Here is a 19665-nt window from a genome sequence, read left to right on the forward strand (position 1 = left end):
CGATGAGTCAGAAATTGCATGTAAGAACCGGAGATACTGTTGTCGTTATCGCCGGCAAGGAAAAGGGCAAGCAGGGTAAAATCAAGGCTTGCGAACCAAAGAAGAATCGCGTAGTCGTTGAAGGCGTTAACATGGTGAAGAGACACACCAAGCCAAGCCAGGCTAACCCACAGGGCGGCATTATTGAAAAGGAAGCTCCGATCAACGTATCCAATGTTATGATTTTGGATCCGGAATCCAAAAAGCCGACCCGTATCAGAAAAGAAAAACAGGCCGACGGCTCTTATGTAAGAGTTGCTGTTAAGAGCGGCGCTGTTTTGGATAACGTAAAGTAAGCGGGAAGGAGGATAACAAGTGTCCAGATTAAGTGATTTGTACAACAAGCAGATCAGAAATGAAATGCAGGAAAAATTCGGATATACCAACGTTATGGATATTCCGAAGCTGGAAAAGATTGTAATCAACATCGGCGTTGGTGAAGCAACTGAAAACACCAAGACTGTTGATGCAGCAGCTTCTGATTTGGAAGCTATCACTGGCCAGAAGCCAATGATTTGTAAAGCTCACAAGTCCCTCGCAGCATGGAAGATTCGTGAAGGAATGCCACTCGGCTGCAAGGTCACTCTCAGAGGCGAAAGAATGTATGAATTCCTCGACCGTCTGATTAATATCGCTCTTCCCCGCGTTCGCGACTTCCGCGGCATCAGCTCCACCAGTTTCGATGGCAGAGGCAACTATGCTTTCGGTGTTAAGGAACAGCTGATTTTCCCGGAAATCGACTTCGAAAAGATCGACAGAGTACGTGGTATGGATATTATCGTAGTGACTACGGCTAAGACCGACGAAGAAGCAAGAGAACTGCTCACCAAGTTCGGTATGCCGTTCAAGAAATAACAGGAGGAACTATGGCAAAGAAGTCTATGTTGGCCCGTGAAAAGAAGAGAGAACTCATGGTCCAGAAATACGCAGCTAAGCGTAAGGCGCTCAAGGAAGCCGGCGATTATGAAGCTCTTAGCAAGCTTCCGCGCGATGCATCCCCGACTCGTCTTCATAACCGTTGCAAGCTGACAGGTCGTCCGCACGGTTATTTACGTAAGTTCGGAGTTTGCCGCAATCAGTTCCGTGAACTGGCTTACCGCGGAGAAATTCCGGGCGTAAGAAAAGCCAGCTGGTAATTTAGGTTTTAGGAGGATATTTAAATGGTAACAACCGATCCGATTGCGGATATGCTCACTCGTATTCGCAACGCGAACGATGCATATCATGCAACTGTAGATATGCCCGCTTCTAGAATTAAAGCTGCTGTGCTGGAAATCTTGAAGAACGAAGGCTTTATCAAAGATGTAGAACAGGTTGAAGTTGACAACCATCAGCACCTCAGAGTAACCCTCAAGTACGGCGCAAACCGTGAAAAGGTTATCAAGGGTCTGAAGAGAATTTCCAAGCCAGGTCTGAGAGCCTATGCAGGCAGAGAAGAACTGCCGAAGGTTCTTGGCGGACTGGGAATCGCAATCATCTCTACATCTAAGGGAATTATGACAGACAAGGCTGCCCGCAAGGCTGGCCTTGGCGGCGAAGTACTCGCTTATGTCTGGTAAGCAATTGGAGGTTATAAGATGTCAAGAATAGGCAAGAAACCGATTGCGGTACCGGCAGGCGTTGAAGTCAAGATTGACGGCCGCAAGGTTACTGTAAAAGGTCCAAAGGGTGAAATTTCCCGTGAATTCAATCAGGGCATGAACATTGCTCTGGAAAATAACGAAATCGTTATCACCCGTCCAGATGAAGAAAATGAAACCCGTGCACTCCACGGTCTTACCCGCGCACTGCTCCACAACATGGTTGTAGGCGTAACCGAAGGTTTCTCCAAGAAGCTGGAAATCGTTGGTGTTGGCTACCATGCTAAGATGCAGGGCAAAAACCTGAATCTGACCCTTGGTTTCTCTCACCCGGTAGTAGTAGTTCCACCGGAAGGTGTTGAAATTTCTACCCCATCTTCTATTGAAATCGTCGTATCCGGCGTTGATGCTCAGAAGGTTGGCCAGGTTGCTGCAGAAATCCGCAGCTGGCGTGAACCAGAACCATACAAGGGCAAAGGTATTCGTTACTCCGGTGAACATGTCCGCCGTAAGGCAGGCAAGACCGGCGCAAAGTAAGACAGGAGGTTACTAATAAATGCGTAAGAATGATAGCAGAAGCGCAGTGGTTCGTCGCCACCTGCGTCTTCGTAAACACATCTCCGGTACTGCACAGCGTCCGCGTCTCAACGTTTTCCGCAGCCTGAACAATATCTATGCTCAGGTTATTGATGACGAAGCTAAGGTGACACTGGTATCTGCTAGTACCTTGGATAAGGAAATCAAGGCTGCTTGCCCGAATGGCGGCAATGTAGCAGCTGCTAAGGAAGTTGGCAAGCTCGTTGCTAAGAGAGCTCTTGAAAAGGGAATCGATACCGTCGTATTCGATCGCGGCGGCTACATTTATCACGGCAGAGTACAGGCACTTGCTGAAGGTGCTCGTGAAGCCGGCCTGAAATTTTAAGGTAAAGGAGATAAGCACATGCCAAGATTTGAAAAACAGGAATCCGATCTGCAGGAAAACGTCGTTTTCATCAACCGGGTTGCTAAAACTGTTAAGGGCGGTCGTCGCGCATCCTTTGCTGCCGTTGTCGTTGTAGGCGATGGAAAGGGTAGAGTCGGAGCTGGTATCGGCAAGTCTGCTGAAGTTCCGGATGCTATCCGTAAGGGCGTTGAAGACGCTAAGAAGAATATGATTACCGTGGCAACGAAGAACGGAACCATTCCGCACTCCGTTACCGGTGAATACGGCGCAGGCCGTGTATTTATGAAGCCGGCTGCTGAAGGCTGCGGCGTTATCGCAGGCGGTCCAATTCGTTCCGTACTTGCTCTTGCAGGTATCCGCAACATCCTGACCAAGTCTCTGGGCTCCAATAACCCAATCAACATGGTCAGAGCAACTCTTGATGGACTTTCCCAGCTTGAAAATGCTGAACATGTTGCAGCACTTCGTGGCAAGACAATCGACGAAATTTATAACTAATAGGAGACTGATCATGAAGGTAACAATTACATTGAAAAAGAGTGTGATCGGCTCCAAACCTGATCAGGTTGCAACTGTGAAGGCTCTTGGACTTAAGAAGACCAACTCTTCTGTTGAACAGGAACTGACACCCCAGATTAAAGGTATGCTTCATAAAGTACGCCATCTGGTAGAAGTTAAAGAAAACTAATACAAGGAGGTGCTACTTTTATGAAATTGCATGAACTTAAGCCGGCAGAAGGCTCCAGAAAGCCAAGACGTCGTGTAGGTCGTGGTATCGGTTCCGGCATGGGTAAAACATCTACTCGTGGTACCAAGGGTCAGTTCTCCAGAACTGGCGGCGGCACCCGTCCGGGATTTGAAGGCGGTCAGATGCCTCTGTACCGCAGACTTCCAAAGCGTGGTTTTAAGAATACTTTCGCTAAGAAGTATGCAGAAGTAAATGTTGAACAGCTCAACTGCTTTGACAACGGCGCTGTTGTTGATCCGGCAGCTCTGATTGAAGCAGGCATTCTCAAGAATGTTCTTGATGGTGTTCGCGTCCTCGGCAATGGTGAACTGACCAAGTCCCTGACAGTTCAGGCACAGGGCTTCACCAAGTCCGCTCAGCAGAAAATTGAAGCAGCAGGTGGAAAAGCTGAGGTGATCTAATATGGGTAATCTCTTTGCAAATATTTTTGCGAACAAGGAACTCAAAGATCGCATCGTTTACACCTTTATGATGTTTATCGTCTTCAGGCTTGGGGTGCACATCCCTGTGCCTGGGGTTGATGCTTCAGTTATTGAAAATATTTTCCAATCCGGTAATCTGTTTGGATTCCTGGATTTATTCTCCGGCGGCGCTCTCAGCAAGTTCTCTATCTTCGCTATGAGTATTACCCCATTCATCAACGCACAGATTATTATGCAGATGCTTGTTGCGGTAATTCCGTCGCTTGAAGAATTACGTAAAGATGGTCAGGAAGGATTTAAGAAAATCCAGAAGATGACCCGTTATTTCACCATTTTCCTGGCATTTGTCCAGTCATTCGGGATTTCCTATGGCCTTCGTGCCAATGGAGCCCTGGTGGATAACAGCTGGTTCTTCCTTTTCTTTGTCTGTGTAGTACTTACAGCAGGCACATGCCTCCTCATGTGGATTGGTGAAAAAATCACTGAACACGGAATTGGCAATGGAATTTCCCTGATTATTTTTTGCGGTATCGTAGCTCGTTTCCCGGAAGCGCTGCAGACGATTGTTCAGTACCTCGAAGTAGGTACTATTACTCCTCTGCAGGCACTCCTCTTCGCAGCCATTGCCCTGGCTATGATTGTTGTTGTCATTGAAGTCAATGAAGGACAGCGTCGTATTCCGGTGCAGTATGCCAAGAGAGTTATCGGACGCAAGATGTATGGTGGTCACAGCACTTTCCTGCCTCTCAAGGTTAATCAGGCCGGTGTTATTCCGATCATCTTTGCATCTTCCATCCTTATGCTTCCTGTGACCCTGGCACAGTTCGTTCATGTGGGCTGGGTACAGGCGCTGGCCAAGTTCTTTGGCTGGGGAACCTGGGCTAATACTTGTCTCTATGCTATCCTCATTGTTATCTTCACCTATTTCTATACGGCGATTACCGTCAACGTTACAGAACTGGCTGATAACATGAAGAAATATGGCGGTTTCATCCCGGGCATCCGTCCTGGTGAACCAACCATGAGATATGTAGACAAGGTATTGACTCGAATTACCCTTACGGGTTCTGTTTTCCTTGCGTTTATTGCTATTCTTCCGAACTTTATCGGAAGCATTACCAATATTCAGGGGGTATACTTCGGTGGTACAGCATTGCTGATTATCGTCGGGGTAGCTCTGGACACTATGCGTCAGGCACAGTCCCTTATGGTAACACGCAACTATCAAGGCTTTATTAAATAAGGAGTTGGGATTATGTATATCTTATTAATGGGACCTCCTGGTGCCGGCAAGGGCACACAGGCGGAACGATTGATCCGTGAATACGGTATCCCTCAGATCTCTACCGGCGATATGTTCCGCGCTGCAGTTAAAGAAGGAACACCGCTTGGTAAAGAAGCCAAGAGTTATATGGATAAGGGGGCACTGGTACCGGACAGCGTTACTGTTGGTATCGTAAAGGAAAGACTTTCCAAGGATGATTGCAAGAAGGGCTGGATTCTGGATGGCTTCCCGCGCACAACCGCGCAGGCAGCTTCCCTGGACGCTATTCTTCATGACCTGGGAATTTCCCTTACCGCTGTCATTGGAATCAATGCAAACCGTGAGGATCTCGTAAAGAGAGTTAGCGGCAGACTTGTCTGCCGTAAATGCGGAGCTTCCTTCCACAGGGAATTCCGTCCACCGGTTAAAGCAGGCGTCTGCGATAACTGCGGTGGTGAACTGTATCAGCGCGCTGATGATAACGAAAAGACCATTCGTTCAAGACTGGCTGTGTACGATGAATCGACCAGACCGCTTATTGATTACTACAAGGCCAGCGGCACTTATGTAGAAATCAATGGCAATCAGCCAATGGACAAGGTCTTTGACGATATCAAGCAGGCACTGAAGAAGGCTAACGCATGATTAACATCCGTACGCCGGAAGAAATAGAAAAGATTGCCCGCGCAGGTAAACTGACCGCGGACACTCTTTCTTTTCTTGCCCAAAACATAAAACCAGGAATCAGTACCCTGGATATAGACAGAATGGCGGAAAAATACATCAGGGACCGTGGTGGTATACCCAGTGAAAAAGGCTATTATGGTTATCCTGGATCCATCTGCGCTTCAGTAAATGAAGTTGTAGTACATGGAATTCCGTCGGCTCGCAAAATTCTTCGAAAAGGTGATATCATTTCTCTCGATCTTGTGGTAGAATTAAATGGTTACATGGGAGATTCCTGTATCACTGTTCCTGTAGGACATTGCAGCAAGAAGGTGGCTCAACTTTTGAAGGTTACCGAAGAGTCACTGTATGCAGGTATTAAGCAGGCGGTTGTCGGCAATCATATTGGCGATATCGGTCATGCAGTGGAAAGTACCGTAAAGCCGTATGGATACGGTGTTCTGCGTGATTATGTAGGACATGGTATTGGTACGGAAATGCACGAAGACCCTGAAGTACCGAACTATGGTCAGCCAGGACATGGACCTATCCTTGAAGAAGGAATGGTTATCTGTATTGAACCTATGATCACCATGGGCTCCCCGGATACCTATACCCTTCGCGATGGTTGGGGTGTGGTAACTTATGACGGACTTCCGTCCGCTCATTTCGAACACACAGTAGCTATCACCAAAGATGGTCCGCGAATTCTGACAATGCGGTCATAATGTTACGGGGCCCTGTAATTCCCAGCCATCCGGCTGGGGGTTTGCAGGTTAAATCATCAGAAGGAGGCTCCCATGAGCAAGGAAGACGTCATTGAAGTGGAAGGTTTGGTTGTTGAAAAACTTCCAAATGCAATGTTCCGCGTCAAATTGGAAAATGGTCATATCGTACTGGCGCATATTTCCGGCAAGATGCGTATGAATTTCATTCGTATTCTGCCTGGGGACCGGGTGACCCTGGAACTGACCGCCTATGATTTGGACCATGGTAGAATCACCTACCGCTTCAAATAAGTAAGGAGGAAACAAGATGAAGGTCAGACCGTCCGTCAAGAAGATGTGTGACAAGTGCAAGATCATTAAGCGCAAGGGCCGTGTTATGGTCATTTGTGAAAATCCGAAACATAAGCAGAGACAAGGTTAATTAAAAGGAGGTACAGAGTAGATGGCACGTATAGCTGGTGTAGACTTACCAAGAGATAAGCGCGTTGAGATCGGCTTAACTTATATTTATGGAATTGGCCTCACTCTTTCCAGAGAAGTATTGAAAAAAGCCGGAGTAAATCCGGACGTCCGTGTTAGAGATCTGACAGAAGACGATGTAGCTAAGTTGCGTAACGTACTGGCTGATTATAAGGTAGAAGGCGATCTTCGCAGAGAAGTATCCCTCAACATTAAGCGTCTTGTAGAAATCGGTTCCTACAGAGGCATCCGTCATCGCGAAGGACTGCCAACCCGTGGACAGCGCACCAAGACAAATGCTCGTACACGTAAGGGTCCGAGAAAGACCATTGCAGGCAAGAAGCTTGCAACTAAGAAGTAATGTTGAAGGAGGAATAAAATGGCTACAGTAAAGAGAAAAGAAAAGAAACATGTAGAAACCGGTGCCGCTCACATTCGTTCCACATTCAACAATACGATTGTAACGATTACCGATTCCAACGGAAACACAATTTCCTGGGCATCAGCTGGTGGACTCGGTTTCAAAGGATCTCGTAAGAGCACTCCGTTTGCAGCACAGATGGCTGCAGAACAGGCTGCTAAGGTTGCTATTGAACATGGCATGCGTTCCGCTGACGTATTCGTTAAGGGACCAGGCGCAGGCCGTGAAGCAGCAATCCGCGCATTGCAGGCTGCTGGCATTGAAGTAAGCAGCATTAAGGACGTTACCCCGATTCCGCACAACGGCTGCCGTCCTCCAAAGCGCAGAAGAATTTAATATTGGCTTTTGCGTACATTAGCGCGGTACAGCGCGGAAGGAGGACTTTCGGATGATCGAAAATAGAAGCTTCACGATTGAAACTGTTGTACTTGACAATGATGACCGTCATGGAAAGTTCGTTTGCGAACCACTCGAACGCGGTTATGGCATTACTCTTGGCAACAGCCTTAGACGTGTATTGCTTTCATCTTTAAGCGGTGTGGCTATCACATCCATTAAAATTGATGGCGTACTTCATGAATTTTCTACCATTAACGGTGTTAGAGAAGACGTGACAGACATGATTCTGAACCTGAAGAAGATTCGTTTCATCGCTCATGATGAAGCTGAATTCCCAATCAAGTGCAGAATTGATGTTACCAAGGAAGGCATCCTGCATGCCGGCGATTTAGCGCTGCCGTCTGAAATCGACGTCCTGAATAAAGATTTGGCTATTTGTACCCTGGATACCGATGCTCATCTCGGAATGGAGATTACCATTGATCAGGGTCGTGGCTACGTACCTTTTAGTAAGAATAAGAGAGAAGACGACGTAATTGGCGTCATCCCGATTGATTCCATTTATTCTCCGGTTATTAAATGTAACTATGAAGTCAGCGATACCCGCGTGGGTAACGAAATGGATTTCGATAAGCTGACTCTGGAAGTACTGACAGACGGTTCTATTTCCGCTCCAGATGCAGTTGCAGTAGCAGCTAACATTCTGATTAACAGCTTCAAGAATTTCCTGTCTCTCGGTACCAAGGAAATCCCGTTGGAATCTGCTGAAGATAATCATGCAGCGGAAGCTGCTGATGTTGCAGAACAGGAAGAACCAAAGGTAGATATTTCTACTATTCCGATTGAAGATCTGGAACTGTCTGTTCGTGCATTCAACTGCCTCAAGAGAGCAGATATCAATACTCTTGATCAGCTGACAGCAAAATCGGAAGATGAATTAACCCGTGTACGCAATCTCGGTAAGAAATCTGTTGATGAAATCAAGGCTAAGCTTTCTGAATTCAGAGGGCTCGGACTTCATCTCAGAGATCCAAAAGATTGATCACTATTTAGGAGGAAAGACATGGCTCACAGCAAATTAAGAAGAACCAGCGGACCACGTAAAGCCGTTCTCCGCAGCCTGGTAACCGCTCTTTTCCAGAATGGTCGTATTCAGACTACAGAAGCTAAGGCTAAAGAACTGCGTAAGACTGCAGACAAGATGATTTCCCTCGCTAAGAGAGGCGATCTTCACGCTCGCCGTCAGGCAGAAGGCTTCGTAATGGACAAGGCAGTAACCAAGAAACTGTTCAATGAAATCGCTAAGAAGTATACCGACCGTAACGGCGGCTATACCCGCATCATCAAGCTCGGACTTCGTCAGGGCGATGCTGCTCCAGTAGCAATTATTGAATTGGTTTAATGACCTGAATAAAACGCTGAAAGCAAACGCTTTCAGCGTTTTTTGTTGGTCTGACATAAGGATTATCCATACTGACCTGCTATAGCTTTATTGAATAGAGAGCAATGATATATTATAATATTCAAAAGCATTAATGCGTGAGATATAATTATCTGAAACACATGCTTTGTGAATAATGTATATATTTAAATGGAATGGAGTGGTAAGGATGAGTATTAAACCAAGAAAGGTTGGCGTACTTGGCGCAGGAAATGTAGGCTCCCATGTGGCATTGCAGATTGCTGTGCAGGGACTGGCGGACGATATCGTATTCTTCGATACCAACAATGGTAAGGCTGAAGGGGAAGCTATGGACCTTCGGGACGCGGTAAGCTATATGCCTCATCATGTGACCTGTAAGGCCGTGGATGGGGATGAACTGGGAGACTGCGATATTCTTGTAGTGGCCATTGGTAAAACCAGACAGCCGGGGCAGACCCGCCTGGATATGCTTGCCGACTCTGTGGAAGAATGTAAGAAGCTTATTAAGGTCATTCAGCATTCCGGCTTTGACGGAATCATTATATCCATTACCAACCCATGCGATGTTATTACCGAATACCTGGCAAGAAAACTGAACTGGCCGAAGAATCATATTATCGGTTCCGGCACAGCTCTCGATTCTGCCAGATTGCAGATGCAGCTGTCAGAACAGCTTAATGTCAACAGAAGATCGGTTACTGCCTATGTACTCGGTGAACATGGGGACAGCAGTATGGTTCCATGGAGCCATGTAACCGTAGGTGGCAAACCGATTCGTGAACTTCTGGAAGAAAATCCGGATAAGTATCATATTGACTCCTTTGAAGAAGTGGTTTATAAGGTACATCGCGGTGGTTATTTTGAAAATGCGAACAAGGGCTGTACAGAGTTTGGTGTAAGTTCTTCCACAGCGGAACTTATCCGTGCTATCTTCCATAATGAACACAAGATTCTGCCATGTTCTACCTGGCTGAACGGACAGTATGGTATTCATGATACCTTTGCCTCCGTTCCGGTTAAGCTGGGAGCCGATGGGGTAGAAGATGTCATTGAAATTCACCTGACAGAAGAAGAACAGAAGGAACTGGATAATTCCATTGATATTCTTCAGCAGCATGTAAAGAAGGCACTGGCCCTCTGATACAGAATCATGATATGGATTCTTCAAGAAAAAGGACATGAGGACTTGAACTCATGTCCTTTTTGCATCTTTGAATAAAATTTATGACTGGAGCTTTTCTATAAATTGCGCAAACAGGTAAGATTGGCTATTGTTACCTTAATAAAAAACGCTTATAATATGACTGATTCACTTTTTTCTGAGTTCCGTTCGTGAGGCGAATGAATTACGCTATTATCAGGATTATATATGCTTGCCCACGAAGCGGACTTTAGTTAAGGAGGACCTATGAACAACTCTTCTTTTCTTGACCGGGTATTTCACCTGGCAGAGAATGGTACTACCGTTAAAACTGAAATTTTAGCGGGTATTACCACATTTATGACCATGGCATATATTCTGGCGGTCAATCCGATTGTCATGGGATCTATCGGTATGGATAAGGGGGCCGTTCTTACCGCCACCTGTATTGCATCGTTTATCGGTACATTACTGATAGCCGGACTGGCTAATTATCCATTCGCGCTGGCTCCGGGGATTGGACTTAATGCCTTTTTCGCATATACCGTGGTTATGTCTATGGGATATACCTGGGAAATGGCGCTTTCTGCCGTGTTTATTGAAGGGATTATCTTTATTGCCTTAACGCTCACAAACATCCGTGAAGCCCTGTTTAATGCGATTCCGATGAACCTGAAGAAGGCGGTATCTGCCGGTATTGGTCTTTTTATCTGCTTTATCGGTCTGGGCAGCGCTCACCTGGTTGTAGCCAGCAAAGCGACAAAGATTGCCCTGTTTTCTTTCAAGCAGGCAGCGGAATCCGGTACATTTTATACCACAGGGACTCCGGTAGTCATTGCCGTTCTGGGGATATTCCTTACTGCGTTCTTTATGATTAAGAATATCCGCGGCAATATTCTCTGGGGAATTCTGTCTACATGGATTCTCGGTATGATTGCGGAAGCTACCGGATTCTATATCCCGGATCCGTCTGTGGGAGCATTTTCTACTTTCCCGCAGTTCCATGGCCTCGCTTCTTTTCTGCCACAGAGCATCGCACCTGTGTTTATGAAAATCGATTTTTCAAAAATTGGATCTCTTGACTTTTTCGCAGTATTGTTTGCATTCCTCTTTGTAGATATTTTTGATACCCTGGGAACCCTGGTAGGCGTATCCCAGAAGGCTGGCATGCTGGATAAGGAAGGCAAGCTGCCACGTATCAAACCAGCCCTTCTTTCTGATGCTATTGCCACATCCATTGGTGCCGTTCTTGGGGTAAGTACTACAACTACCTACGTAGAAAGCGCGGCTGGTGTCGGTGAAGGCGGACGTACAGGCCTTACTGCCATAACGGTGGCAGTGCTGTTCTTGATTTCCCTGTTCTTCTCTCCGATTTTCCTTGCGATTCCTGCGTTTGCTACAGCACCTGCATTGATTATTGTAGGTTTCCTGATGTTTACTTCTGTAGCTACTACAGAATTTGGTGATCTGACAGAAGCTATTCCGGCATATATTACCATTATTGCCATGCCATTCTTCTACAGCATTTCTGAAGGTATCTCCATGGGTATTATTTCCTATGTAGTACTGAATCTTATGGCAGGGCACCGTGAAAAAATCAGTCCGCTGATGGCGGTTCTGGCGGTGGTATTTGTCGTTAAATACTTCTTTATAGGCTGATTTAAGGAAACTAAAAGCTCTCCGGATGGATTTCCGGAGAGCTTTTTTATGCCTCTTTATTCAGCACGGTATGATGATTTATATGGAATAGGGGGAATAGGTCTAGCCTACAGGGAAAAGGATCTGGGAGAGATAAATCGTCAGGGTCATCGTGATAACGGAAGCTACTGTACTCATGACTACGATTTCTGTAGCGAAATCCACATAATTCTGGAATTCAATTGCGTAAAGGACGGAATTGGCAGGGGAAGGAACACAGGCCATAATCATGATAACCTGACAGACAATGGGAGAGAACCCCGGGCCCCAGGTATTCCATAAAGTGAGAAGGCAGAATACAATCAATGGTCCGCCGAAAAGCCTCCAGGCGGCAGCAACCCACGCATCCACATCGGCAGCGTGAAAACGGCTGTGATGCATTTGCATTCCCAGCGCCATCATAACGATGGCTACCAGTGCCTGGGCACTGTATTGGAACATAGGCCATATGAACCAGTGAGTCATATCGATGTCAAGGAATTTAATGGTAAATACGGAAACCAGCACATAGACAACCGGCATATGGAAGATGACATACAGCGCATCCCGGGGAGTCAGTTTTCCCTTTCCGGCCTGATAAAGGCCCAGCGTGTTAAGGAATATGTTCATCTGAATCAGCAGCATGGTTGCCGCGCTGATTGCGGGGATAAGATAAGGGGTTTCCCCATTAAGCAAATAAGGGGGATTGGAAAACACAAGGGCGACCAGCGCGATACCGATATTGCCTGTGTTGGAAAACATGGTGGCGTTTTTAAAAGCTTCCGTCTTACCGGGAGTAAAATGCCGCAGCTTCCCATAAAGGGTACCGCCCAGGGCAAGAAAGAACATTTCCACGCAGCCGACAATAAATACCGTAATCATGGTCATGTCAATTTTTGCGGAATAAACGCTGTAGAAGATAAGGCTGGGGAGAACAACGAAGAATGTAAGCTTATTCAATGCCTTTACATCCAGGTTGAATTTCTTATCCAGCATATAGCCTATGGTGACAAAAACAAGCAGTGGCAGTATGTTATTGGAAATAATCTGTAAAAAAGCCATAAATCCACCTTCCTTATATTACCGGGAAAAGCACTCGAGCCAGGACGGCCGCCAGCGGGCACCCCAGGAGATAGATAATAAGCGATGGCTGTATGAAAGCCGCTGTGGGATTGATTCCTGTACTGGTGCCGTGATCGGTGAGCGCGATGATGGCAGGGATGGAAGCCGCGATAAATAATACCTGAGACTCTGCTGGTGAGAAAATTCCTGAAAAATGAATAACCGCATAGGAAATGCCAAGCATCAGTACGAAACGTACCAGCATAAGCAGGGCGGGAGCCCATTTGAATTCCGGACTATAGGATTTATGGAGCCAGATGCCGGTCATGATGCAGGTGAGAATAACGAAAACTCCATCATAATGCAGCAGAACCGGCCAGAGAAAGCTGTGTTCCAGTGGAATGTTAAAGGACCGTAAAATAACGGCAGCCACCGCGGTATACAGAGAAGGAACAGAGAAAAAGGCGCGTATCATTTCGGTAAGGGAATGGGTACGTCTCCCAGCCAGCAGGACACTGTGGATGATCATGGATGTGAGAAGAAGGAGGGACGACACAGAGACGAAGGGGATAATAAAGGTTTTAGGGGTTCCCATACCGGTAAAATACGGTACATGGGAAAACACCAGAATAAGGAAAACGACCCCGGTAAGCTCTGTATCGGAAAGCATAAATGGGGAAATAAAATCCCGGATGGTTCCCTCTTCCGGGAGAATTTTCTGGAGCAGCCATCCCAGCAGGCCGGACAGGCAGAGAATTCCGGCAAATGCCGCGGGAATAAGCGTGACATGAGATGGAATATAACGATACAGGGACAGAAAGATAAATAAGGGCATGACAGCGTATCGGGTCACTATATCATATGTGCGTACGTCCAGGCTGAAATGCTTGTCCAGCAGATAGCCAATGAGGAACATTATAGCCATGGGAAGTGAAGCGTAAATAAAAACAGACAGACAGGCCACAGAATGCCTCCTTTTCAAAAAGGGAATATAAAATATTAAATATGCTTACCAGTATAGTACAGAAACCGGCTTTGGTAAATACAGAGTACGAAAGAATACCAAGCGGTACCGGACAAAATAAAAGGCTGACATATTCCACCAGGGGAATGTCAGCCTTTTGGCATGGTTATGAGGTTACAGCTTTTTCAGGTAAAACAGCCATTGTTCCTTTCTGCGAAGAGGAGACAGGCAATGGGAGCGCATGGATGAAAGGATATCCACCACATGGCGCATGTCCTCAGGTGAAATCTTCTGGCCGCTGTACCGGAGCTTCAGAAGGAGAGGCGTCAGTTCAGTGATAGAAGCGAATCGTTTATCCCTGGCCACCTGGGAAGTCCATTCCTCGTACGTAGTGGTTACGCCAGGCAGTCCGGCCCACAGGAAAAGCCTGTGTAGATAGGAAACCAGCTGGCGGAGGGATTCCTGGGACGGGTTCCTTAACGCTTCTGCAAAGAGGTTACCGGCAAATTCCCGGCGCTGGCGGATGATAAAGAACAACGCACCAGCGGCCAGTGTAAGTAAGGCCACAATCATAAGGAGAGGCATAAGGAAGGAGGACAGAACAGAAGGGGATGGCAGCGGATGAATCGGCTCTTCCGGAGCCGCGTTCTGAGGTTGCTGCTGCTCATTCTGCTGACCTGACTGATTGTCCGGTGACTGTTTGTCAGGCTGATCCGGTGACTGCTTTTCATCGGCTGGCGCCGGGAATGGGTCGGCAGCTCCATCATATCCCGGAGTCAGTTCAGCTGGACGCCAGCCTATATTATCCACATATACTTCAGCCCACGCGTGGGCATGGTGGTCATTGATATCCAGGGTATGGAAACCATTGGCAATGTCTGCGTTGTTTACTTCATCCGTAGATACCGTAAGTCCGGTCACATACCGTGCCGGGACTCCACCGGCGCGGAGAAGCATGACACCGGCAGAGGCAAAGGCTGTGCAGTAGCCTTCCTTCTTGTTAAACAGGAAATCAGAAATAAAGTCTTCCCCTGCGGCAGTGCGGCCCGGATGGGTCGTATAGCGGTAATTATTCTGCAGGAACTGACTTACTGTATGGTACCATGCTCTCTTTTCCTCATAGGTTCTGGCGTGGGGAACAGGAAGGAGCGTACGGATACGGCTTCGCAGCGCCTCCGGAATATCCAGATAATGAGAATATACAAAACGCCGGTAGGCGGATTCTCCGTTTTCGTAAGTGAGCAGGTAGGGATCGGAGGAATGATTGGTCCGGAGGAAAGTAATCATAGCTCCGGAAGGCATATCCATGATATAGGAATTATATGCTTTAGGTCCGGTTCCCTGCGGAGCCCAGTCAAAGACAAATCCATTGAAGGATATATCCAGGTCATAAGGAATGAAATAATATGGCGTCTGGATATAGACGGAGGTTACACGGAATACACGACGGAAATTTTTAAAATCCACAGCTCTGGGATCATAGGCATACAGAGCGGAGGAAAGGTCCTCACTATGGCCCATGACTTCCATAAGCCACGCGCCCTGATCGTACCATTCGCCCTGATTATGGGTGAAGAGTGGTTCAATCTCTTTATAGTCTGATGCTGGCAGAGTGCTCCACTGGTTGTCTTTGTACTTACCGGCAGTAAAACTGCGGATGTACAGACGGGAGGAGATGTCTTCTGATGCAATCTGGGCGATAACCTGTCCGGTATAATGGACACTGTCTGTTTCCCCCAGTTTGTTTTTTCCGTTAACTCCGCTGGTTACACTGGAAAAGGCAGTACCGGCGTGGAAGATGGGGTCATAAGGATCCGTAAGAGTGATAATTTCCTGTGCTGCCGCCGACAGAATATCCGGTTCTGTATAGGATGAGGGAACAAGAATCGACAGAAGGCATCCGGCTAAGAGAGTGGAAGTAAAGACCGCTCCCTGCTGTGCTGGCGAATCTTTACCAGGAAGGGAAAAAATCCGGCTGAGCCAGTATGCCGCGGCAATTGACAGCGCCAGTCCTGCCGGCGCTGAGCCGAAATAAAACCCCATAAGGCAGAGCGGGATGGACAGCAGAACACTGAAAATCCTGAAAAATCCTGAGAGAGAAGCCCCGGAAAAAACAGAAGACGTCATAAGCAGGCACCAGATAAGGGCAGGCAGCGAAGAAGTGATTTCCCTGGGGGACTGCGTCACTGCCAGATCCAGTGCATAGGGTTTTTCCAGTGCAGGGGCCATACTGTTCCAGAGAGAAACCAGACTCTGGAACCCGGTATGATGCAGAAAGGCGGCCAGCACAATCAGGAGTCCAGGGAGCAGCAGGGAAAAATAAGTATTCTTTTCCCTGTACAGCTCACAGAGGATAAGTGTGAATATACCGGCAACGAGGCCATAGGCCCAGCTCATTAATGGAAACGCGCTGGAAAAGAAGGCGGTTACCGTGCCGAAGGCTCCGACCGTACAGATTACGTATTCCCGCATAAGAAGTGACAGATACTTATGCATGAATATCACCTCCCAGCTTGGTCATAATGTCGTTCCTTCCGGCCATATCCGCATTGTCACAGGGGGAAGCGGACCAGATTACCGGATGGAGTGCCGGTGGTATGAAGACATGACTTTCCCCAGTGAGATAAAGCAGAGGCGACTGGGCAGGGATAAGCTTTTCTGCCTGTTCCAGCACATTTCCCGACAGGCCGCTGCCTATGCATTCTTCCAGAGCGGTGTAAAATTCATCGACGGAAGTGATGATTTCCTTCCGTGGCCCTGTGGAAGAAAGGAAAAGCAGAGTAAATGTTTTCCCATTATGAAGCAGGGCGAGACCTGCGGAAAGCAGGGTATCGCCGATGGTATCCCGCTGGTCAGGAGACTGCGGGATGGAGCAGGCTATCAGCAGATCGGTACCATTGGCCGGTTCAGAATCACGGACATATACGTCATCGGTTCTGGCGGTCATTTTCCAGTTGATAAGCCGTGGATTGTCGCCTGGCTTGTACTGCACCGCACCATAATAATATTTTTCATCAGGAGTCATAATATGGGATAACACCTGAAGAATCTGGCTTTCCGTACCGATACGCGCCGGGAAGACAAAACCATTCAGAGCGGTTAATGGCATATGGAACCGACAGAGATGAAAAGGATCCATATACCAGGCTTCTCCCTTATGTATGGAGAAAAGGCCGCAGTGAGGAATGGTGAGAGGTATGGTGCAGGCAGCGGGCAATGAGGAAGGAGATGTGGTAAATTCCAGTTCCTCCGTAGATATGAAAAAGGAAGGGATGTACCATGAAGGGCCGGAAATCAGCAGCTGGCACTGCGAAGGAGTGGCCCTGGTGATTCCCCTGGGAATCTGCCAGGAGCAGCGTATCCTTTTATGGGCCTTCCAGGCCAGGACTATTCCCGGCAGCGGCGCCAGGATGCAGGCAAGCCCCAGAGAAAATGCCTGTGGCATATCATACATTATTAAGAGAAACAGCCCGGCCAGGCAGAGTATACAATAAGAAGTACGGCGCATTTATGCCTCCGTCAGTCTGGGGAGCGGGAGCGTGCGCAGAATGGATTGCAATACCGTGAAAGCGGTTTCTCCCTCTCTCCGGGCTTTTCCTGAGAGAAGAATACGATGAGGCAGTGTATCCGCCGCTACCTGAAGAATGTCATCCGGAACCGCATAGTCCCGCCCCGCGAGGAAGGCATGGGCTTTGGTCATGGAGGCCAGCGCCATGGTGCCGCGCGGACTGATGCCAAGGGTGATGGACTCTGAGGTTCTGGTAGCGTTGGCGATGGACACCATGTATGCGTACAGAGAATCATCCACATGGACAGAGGCCGCTTCCTGGCGGATGGTCAGCAACTGAGAAGCGGTGATTACCGGAGTCAGGTCGGATGGTTTAGTGAGATGGGTTCCCTTGAGAATCTGCAGTTCATCTTCCTTACGCGGATAGCCTACGGTAAGGCGGACCATAAAACGGTCGGTCTGGGATTCTGGGAGCTCCTGCGTGCCAGAAGATCCTACCGGATTCTGTGTAGCCATTACAATGAACGGCTGCGGGACGTTGTGCGTGTTTCCATCAATGGAAATACGTCCTTCCTGCATGACTTCCAGCAGCGCGGACTGCGTTTTAGGGGACGCGCGGTTGATTTCATCGGCCAGCAGGAAATTGGTCATGGCTGCGCCGGGAACATAACGGAAAGATCCGGTGTTTTTATCATACATGGAAAAACCGGTAATATCTGACGGCAGCACATCCGGTGTGAACTGAAGCCGGTTGTAGGACAGCCCCAGAACATGGGAGAACGCCATGGCGATAGTGGTTTTTCCTACGCCGGGGATATCGTCAATAAGGATATGGCCGCCGGCGATAATGGCGGTTAAAATCTTTTTCAGTACATCTTCCTTGCCTAATACGGCTTTGCCGGTTTCTTCAAGGATGGCAGAAATAACAGAGTGATTGTCCATAGAAAATGCCTCTTATAAGTAGTAAAAATATACGGATACTGACTCATACATATTCAGCAGTCCGGTATAGGTGAGCAGTACAGAACGATATCATGAACGTCTGTTTATGGCATCGTTTAATCTACACATTATACAACGTATGAGGAAGTAACGGTATCCGGAGGCGTTAAATTTCACATTGACAGTTTATTTTATATCCTATAAAATAAATAAAGTCTCATGGAGGGGTGTCCGAGTGGTTTAAGGAGGCGGTCTTGAAAACCGTTAACCTCTCACGAGGTTCATGGGTTCGAATCCCATTCCCTCCGCCACGAGAAAAGCACTGCCAAGGCGGTGCTTTTTGTTTTACCTGAAACAGGTAATATAGCCGGTATATCCGGTAAAAGGAGGATGTTATGCTTGAGCACATAAAGAGTATTTCCCTTAGGTCGCTGCTTTTGAAAATCCTCGGACTTACTATAGGCGCGATGATTTATTCTGCGGGACTGAATCTGTTTCTGGTGCCGAACAGCATCATTGACGGGGGCGTGGTTGGTATTGGTCTGATTCTGGCTAAACTTACCAGCGTTTCCTTTTCCGTCTGGGTGGTAGCGTTGAACATACCGTTCTTTTATCTGGGCTATAAGCGGCTGGGTAAAAGTCTGGCGTTCAGCGCGACCTTTGCGGTAATCATCCTTTCCTTCTGGAGCCATCTGTTTGAAGGGATGGCCCCAGTTACCACAGATCCATTTCTGGCCACAATTTTCGGCGGTATGATTATCGGAATCGGTGTGGGACTGGTTATCCGCAGCGGAGGTTCTCTGGATGGGACAGAAATCGTAGCCATCTGGCTGGACAGACAGGTTTCCTTTTCTGTCGGTGAAATTGTGATGTTCTTCAACATTTTCATCCTTGGCACTGCCGGATTTGTCTTCAGCTGGAACAGCGCCATGTATTCCCTGGTGGCTTATTTCATTTGCTCCAAGATGATTGACGTGGTCAGCGTGGGCCTCGATGAATCCAAAGGGGTCCTTGTGGTTACCGATAATGGCGATGCCGTATCCGACGCACTGAATCATCTGGGACGTTCTGTGACCCTGTTATATGGGCAGGGCGGCTACCGGAAAAATGAGAAGAAGGTGCTTTATCTCGTAGTCAACCGTCTGGAAGTGACCGGACTTAAGCAGGTGGTACATTCCATTGATCCGCAGTCATTCATTTCCATATTTGATGTCAGCGAAGTGCAGGGCGGATTCACCAAGAGGCATTCCATTTCCCATCAGCCGGACTGAAGTAAGAGGATACAGACAGCATAAGGGATTATCACACATATTCATTGTACTTTTGCACATTATATGCT

Annotated in this window: 27 protein-coding genes and 1 tRNA gene; 23 read left to right on the plus strand and 5 right to left on the minus strand. The window is 47.6% G+C overall.

Annotation, left to right across the window (positions count from 1 at the left end; all coding sequences use genetic code 11):
• Positions 1-2 precede the first annotated feature (2 nt).
• The 20 genes from rplX (at position 3) to BLQ79_RS01755 (ending at position 11832) form a co-directional block, all read left to right on the plus strand.
• Positions 3-335, plus strand: a complete 333-nt coding sequence (rplX, locus tag BLQ79_RS01660; protein ID WP_091363166.1) for a 50S ribosomal protein L24 — start codon at positions 3-5, stop codon at positions 333-335.
• A gap of 19 nt (positions 336-354) precedes the next feature.
• Positions 355-894 (plus strand): 50S ribosomal protein L5, encoded by a 540-nt coding sequence (gene rplE, locus BLQ79_RS01665; RefSeq protein ID WP_091363169.1) that lies wholly within the window; start codon positions 355-357, stop codon positions 892-894.
• 11 nt (positions 895-905) lie between these two features.
• Entirely contained in the window at positions 906-1175 is a 270-nt protein-coding gene (gene rpsN / locus BLQ79_RS01670; protein ID WP_091363171.1) for a 30S ribosomal protein S14, read from the plus strand.
• Positions 1176-1199: 24 nt separating this feature from the next.
• A complete protein-coding gene (gene rpsH, locus BLQ79_RS01675; protein WP_091363174.1) occupies positions 1200-1598 on the plus strand; it encodes a 30S ribosomal protein S8 in 399 nt (132 codons plus the stop codon).
• Positions 1599-1616: 18 nt separating this feature from the next.
• Positions 1617-2156 carry a 50S ribosomal protein L6 gene (gene rplF / locus BLQ79_RS01680; protein ID WP_091363176.1) on the plus strand — a complete coding sequence of 180 codons (540 nt, stop codon included), beginning with the start codon at positions 1617-1619 and terminating at the stop codon, positions 2154-2156.
• 19 nt (positions 2157-2175) lie between these two features.
• Entirely contained in the window at positions 2176-2541 is a 366-nt protein-coding gene (gene rplR / locus BLQ79_RS01685) for a 50S ribosomal protein L18 (RefSeq protein WP_091363178.1), read from the plus strand.
• Between the two features lie 18 nt (positions 2542-2559).
• Complete coding sequence (gene rpsE, locus BLQ79_RS01690; RefSeq protein ID WP_091363180.1) at positions 2560-3060, plus strand: 30S ribosomal protein S5; 501 nt, start codon at positions 2560-2562, stop codon at positions 3058-3060.
• Positions 3061-3073: 13 nt separating this feature from the next.
• Positions 3074-3250, plus strand: a complete 177-nt coding sequence (gene rpmD, locus BLQ79_RS01695; RefSeq protein WP_091363182.1) for a 50S ribosomal protein L30 — start codon at positions 3074-3076, stop codon at positions 3248-3250.
• Positions 3251-3270: 20 nt separating this feature from the next.
• Positions 3271-3711 carry a 50S ribosomal protein L15 gene (gene rplO, locus BLQ79_RS01700; protein WP_091363184.1) on the plus strand — a complete coding sequence of 147 codons (441 nt, stop codon included), beginning with the start codon at positions 3271-3273 and terminating at the stop codon, positions 3709-3711.
• Position 3712: 1 nt separating this feature from the next.
• The gene (gene secY / locus BLQ79_RS01705) at positions 3713-4975 is read left to right on the plus strand and encodes a preprotein translocase subunit SecY (protein ID WP_091363186.1); all 1263 of its coding nucleotides are present in this window, start codon (positions 3713-3715) and stop codon (positions 4973-4975) included.
• A 12-nt stretch (positions 4976-4987) separates the two neighbouring features.
• A complete protein-coding gene (locus BLQ79_RS01710; protein WP_091363188.1) occupies positions 4988-5641 on the plus strand; it encodes an adenylate kinase in 654 nt (217 codons plus the stop codon).
• Positions 5638-6390, plus strand: coding sequence for a type I methionyl aminopeptidase (gene map, locus BLQ79_RS01715; RefSeq protein ID WP_091363191.1), 753 nt, complete (start codon positions 5638-5640; stop codon positions 6388-6390). The genes BLQ79_RS01710 and map overlap by 4 nt, the downstream gene beginning before the upstream one ends.
• Before the next feature lie 72 nt (positions 6391-6462).
• Complete coding sequence (gene infA, locus BLQ79_RS01720; protein WP_022513915.1) at positions 6463-6681, plus strand: translation initiation factor IF-1; 219 nt, start codon at positions 6463-6465, stop codon at positions 6679-6681.
• Positions 6682-6697: 16 nt separating this feature from the next.
• The gene (rpmJ, locus tag BLQ79_RS01725; RefSeq protein WP_008859825.1) at positions 6698-6811 is read left to right on the plus strand and encodes a 50S ribosomal protein L36; all 114 of its coding nucleotides are present in this window, start codon (positions 6698-6700) and stop codon (positions 6809-6811) included.
• Between the two features lie 21 nt (positions 6812-6832).
• A complete protein-coding gene (gene rpsM / locus BLQ79_RS01730; protein ID WP_091363192.1) occupies positions 6833-7210 on the plus strand; it encodes a 30S ribosomal protein S13 in 378 nt (125 codons plus the stop codon).
• Between the two features lie 18 nt (positions 7211-7228).
• Positions 7229-7606, plus strand: coding sequence for a 30S ribosomal protein S11 (gene rpsK, locus BLQ79_RS01735; RefSeq protein WP_091363195.1), 378 nt, complete (start codon positions 7229-7231; stop codon positions 7604-7606).
• A gap of 52 nt (positions 7607-7658) precedes the next feature.
• Positions 7659-8651: a DNA-directed RNA polymerase subunit alpha gene (locus tag BLQ79_RS01740; RefSeq protein WP_091363196.1), complete on the plus strand. Its 993-nt coding sequence runs from the start codon at positions 7659-7661 to the stop codon at positions 8649-8651.
• Positions 8652-8672: 21 nt separating this feature from the next.
• Positions 8673-9011, plus strand: a complete 339-nt coding sequence (rplQ, locus tag BLQ79_RS01745; protein ID WP_091363198.1) for a 50S ribosomal protein L17 — start codon at positions 8673-8675, stop codon at positions 9009-9011.
• A gap of 208 nt (positions 9012-9219) precedes the next feature.
• Positions 9220-10173, plus strand: a complete 954-nt coding sequence (locus tag BLQ79_RS01750) for an L-lactate dehydrogenase (RefSeq protein ID WP_091363200.1) — start codon at positions 9220-9222, stop codon at positions 10171-10173.
• Positions 10174-10440: 267 nt separating this feature from the next.
• Complete coding sequence (locus BLQ79_RS01755) at positions 10441-11832, plus strand: NCS2 family permease (RefSeq protein ID WP_091363202.1); 1392 nt, start codon at positions 10441-10443, stop codon at positions 11830-11832.
• A 102-nt stretch (positions 11833-11934) separates the two neighbouring features.
• Here the strand turns inward: BLQ79_RS01755 and BLQ79_RS01760 are convergent, their stop codons facing one another.
• The 4 genes from BLQ79_RS01760 to BLQ79_RS08225 all read right to left on the minus strand — a co-directional run bounded on the left by BLQ79_RS01760 (position 11935) and on the right by BLQ79_RS08225 (position 17015).
• Positions 11935-12912 (minus strand): AEC family transporter, encoded by a 978-nt coding sequence (locus tag BLQ79_RS01760; RefSeq protein ID WP_091363204.1) that lies wholly within the window; start codon positions 12910-12912, stop codon positions 11935-11937.
• A 13-nt stretch (positions 12913-12925) separates the two neighbouring features.
• Positions 12926-13876 carry an AEC family transporter gene (locus BLQ79_RS01765; RefSeq protein WP_091363207.1) on the minus strand — a complete coding sequence of 317 codons (951 nt, stop codon included), beginning with the start codon at positions 13874-13876 and terminating at the stop codon, positions 12926-12928.
• Between the two features lie 174 nt (positions 13877-14050).
• Positions 14051-16372, minus strand: a complete 2322-nt coding sequence (locus BLQ79_RS01770; protein ID WP_091363210.1) for a transglutaminase-like domain-containing protein — start codon at positions 16370-16372, stop codon at positions 14051-14053.
• The gene (locus BLQ79_RS08225) at positions 16365-17015 is read right to left on the minus strand and encodes a DUF58 domain-containing protein (protein ID WP_159427813.1); all 651 of its coding nucleotides are present in this window, start codon (positions 17013-17015) and stop codon (positions 16365-16367) included. The genes BLQ79_RS01770 and BLQ79_RS08225 overlap by 8 nt, the downstream gene beginning before the upstream one ends.
• Before the next feature lie 58 nt (positions 17016-17073).
• On the opposite strand from BLQ79_RS08225, the gene BLQ79_RS08230 reads away from it, so the two are divergent.
• Complete coding sequence (locus tag BLQ79_RS08230) at positions 17074-17370, plus strand: hypothetical protein (protein WP_159427814.1); 297 nt, start codon at positions 17074-17076, stop codon at positions 17368-17370.
• Positions 17371-17384: 14 nt separating this feature from the next.
• Here BLQ79_RS08230 and BLQ79_RS01780 read toward each other — a convergent pair whose 3' ends face one another.
• Positions 17385-18326: an AAA family ATPase gene (locus BLQ79_RS01780; protein WP_091363215.1), complete on the minus strand. Its 942-nt coding sequence runs from the start codon at positions 18324-18326 to the stop codon at positions 17385-17387.
• A 221-nt stretch (positions 18327-18547) separates the two neighbouring features.
• Between BLQ79_RS01780 and BLQ79_RS01785 the strand changes: the two genes are divergently transcribed.
• Positions 18548-18637 (plus strand) — tRNA-Ser (locus BLQ79_RS01785).
• 84 nt (positions 18638-18721) lie between these two features.
• Positions 18722-19597 carry a YitT family protein gene (locus BLQ79_RS01790; RefSeq protein WP_091363217.1) on the plus strand — a complete coding sequence of 292 codons (876 nt, stop codon included), beginning with the start codon at positions 18722-18724 and terminating at the stop codon, positions 19595-19597.
• Positions 19598-19665: the final 68 nt, after the last annotated feature.

It is taken from the genome of Dialister histaminiformans (assembly GCF_900103425.1).
Taxonomy (GTDB): Bacteria; Bacillota; Negativicutes; order Veillonellales; family Dialisteraceae; genus Allisonella; species Allisonella histaminiformans.

Bases quoted from the DNA above. Each gene is read 5' to 3' on its own strand.
- rplQ (WP_091363198.1), top strand. From the start codon at position 8,673: ATGGCTCACAGCAAATTAAGAAGAACCAGCGGACCACGTAAAGCCGTT.
- rplO (WP_091363184.1), top strand. From the start codon at position 3,271: ATGAAATTGCATGAACTTAAGCCGGCAGAAGGCTCCAGAAAGCCAAGA.
- rpsK (WP_091363195.1), top strand. From the start codon at position 7,229: ATGGCTACAGTAAAGAGAAAAGAAAAGAAACATGTAGAAACCGGTGCC.
- BLQ79_RS01780 (WP_091363215.1), bottom strand. From the start codon at position 18,326: ATGGACAATCACTCTGTTATTTCTGCCATCCTTGAAGAAACCGGCAAA.
- rpsH (WP_091363174.1), top strand. From the start codon at position 1,200: ATGGTAACAACCGATCCGATTGCGGATATGCTCACTCGTATTCGCAAC.
- rplX (WP_091363166.1), top strand. From the start codon at position 3: ATGAGTCAGAAATTGCATGTAAGAACCGGAGATACTGTTGTCGTTATC.
- map (WP_091363191.1), top strand. From the start codon at position 5,638: ATGATTAACATCCGTACGCCGGAAGAAATAGAAAAGATTGCCCGCGCA.
- rplF (WP_091363176.1), top strand. From the start codon at position 1,617: ATGTCAAGAATAGGCAAGAAACCGATTGCGGTACCGGCAGGCGTTGAA.
- BLQ79_RS01770 (WP_091363210.1), bottom strand. From the start codon at position 16,372: ATGCATAAGTATCTGTCACTTCTTATGCGGGAATACGTAATCTGTACG.
- BLQ79_RS08230 (WP_159427814.1), top strand. From the start codon at position 17,074: ATGGTGCAGGCAGCGGGCAATGAGGAAGGAGATGTGGTAAATTCCAGT.
- secY (WP_091363186.1), top strand. From the start codon at position 3,713: ATGGGTAATCTCTTTGCAAATATTTTTGCGAACAAGGAACTCAAAGAT.
- BLQ79_RS08225 (WP_159427813.1), bottom strand. From the start codon at position 17,015: ATGGATCCTTTTCATCTCTGTCGGTTCCATATGCCATTAACCGCTCTG.
- BLQ79_RS01755 (WP_091363202.1), top strand. From the start codon at position 10,441: ATGAACAACTCTTCTTTTCTTGACCGGGTATTTCACCTGGCAGAGAAT.
- rpmD (WP_091363182.1), top strand. From the start codon at position 3,074: ATGAAGGTAACAATTACATTGAAAAAGAGTGTGATCGGCTCCAAACCT.
- BLQ79_RS01750 (WP_091363200.1), top strand. From the start codon at position 9,220: ATGAGTATTAAACCAAGAAAGGTTGGCGTACTTGGCGCAGGAAATGTA.
- infA (WP_022513915.1), top strand. From the start codon at position 6,463: ATGAGCAAGGAAGACGTCATTGAAGTGGAAGGTTTGGTTGTTGAAAAA.
- rpsN (WP_091363171.1), top strand. From the start codon at position 906: ATGGCAAAGAAGTCTATGTTGGCCCGTGAAAAGAAGAGAGAACTCATG.
- BLQ79_RS01790 (WP_091363217.1), top strand. From the start codon at position 18,722: ATGCTTGAGCACATAAAGAGTATTTCCCTTAGGTCGCTGCTTTTGAAA.
- rpsE (WP_091363180.1), top strand. From the start codon at position 2,560: ATGCCAAGATTTGAAAAACAGGAATCCGATCTGCAGGAAAACGTCGTT.
- rplR (WP_091363178.1), top strand. From the start codon at position 2,176: ATGCGTAAGAATGATAGCAGAAGCGCAGTGGTTCGTCGCCACCTGCGT.
- BLQ79_RS01740 (WP_091363196.1), top strand. From the start codon at position 7,659: ATGATCGAAAATAGAAGCTTCACGATTGAAACTGTTGTACTTGACAAT.
- rpmJ (WP_008859825.1), top strand. From the start codon at position 6,698: ATGAAGGTCAGACCGTCCGTCAAGAAGATGTGTGACAAGTGCAAGATC.
- BLQ79_RS01760 (WP_091363204.1), bottom strand. From the start codon at position 12,912: ATGGCTTTTTTACAGATTATTTCCAATAACATACTGCCACTGCTTGTT.
- BLQ79_RS01710 (WP_091363188.1), top strand. From the start codon at position 4,988: ATGTATATCTTATTAATGGGACCTCCTGGTGCCGGCAAGGGCACACAG.
- rpsM (WP_091363192.1), top strand. From the start codon at position 6,833: ATGGCACGTATAGCTGGTGTAGACTTACCAAGAGATAAGCGCGTTGAG.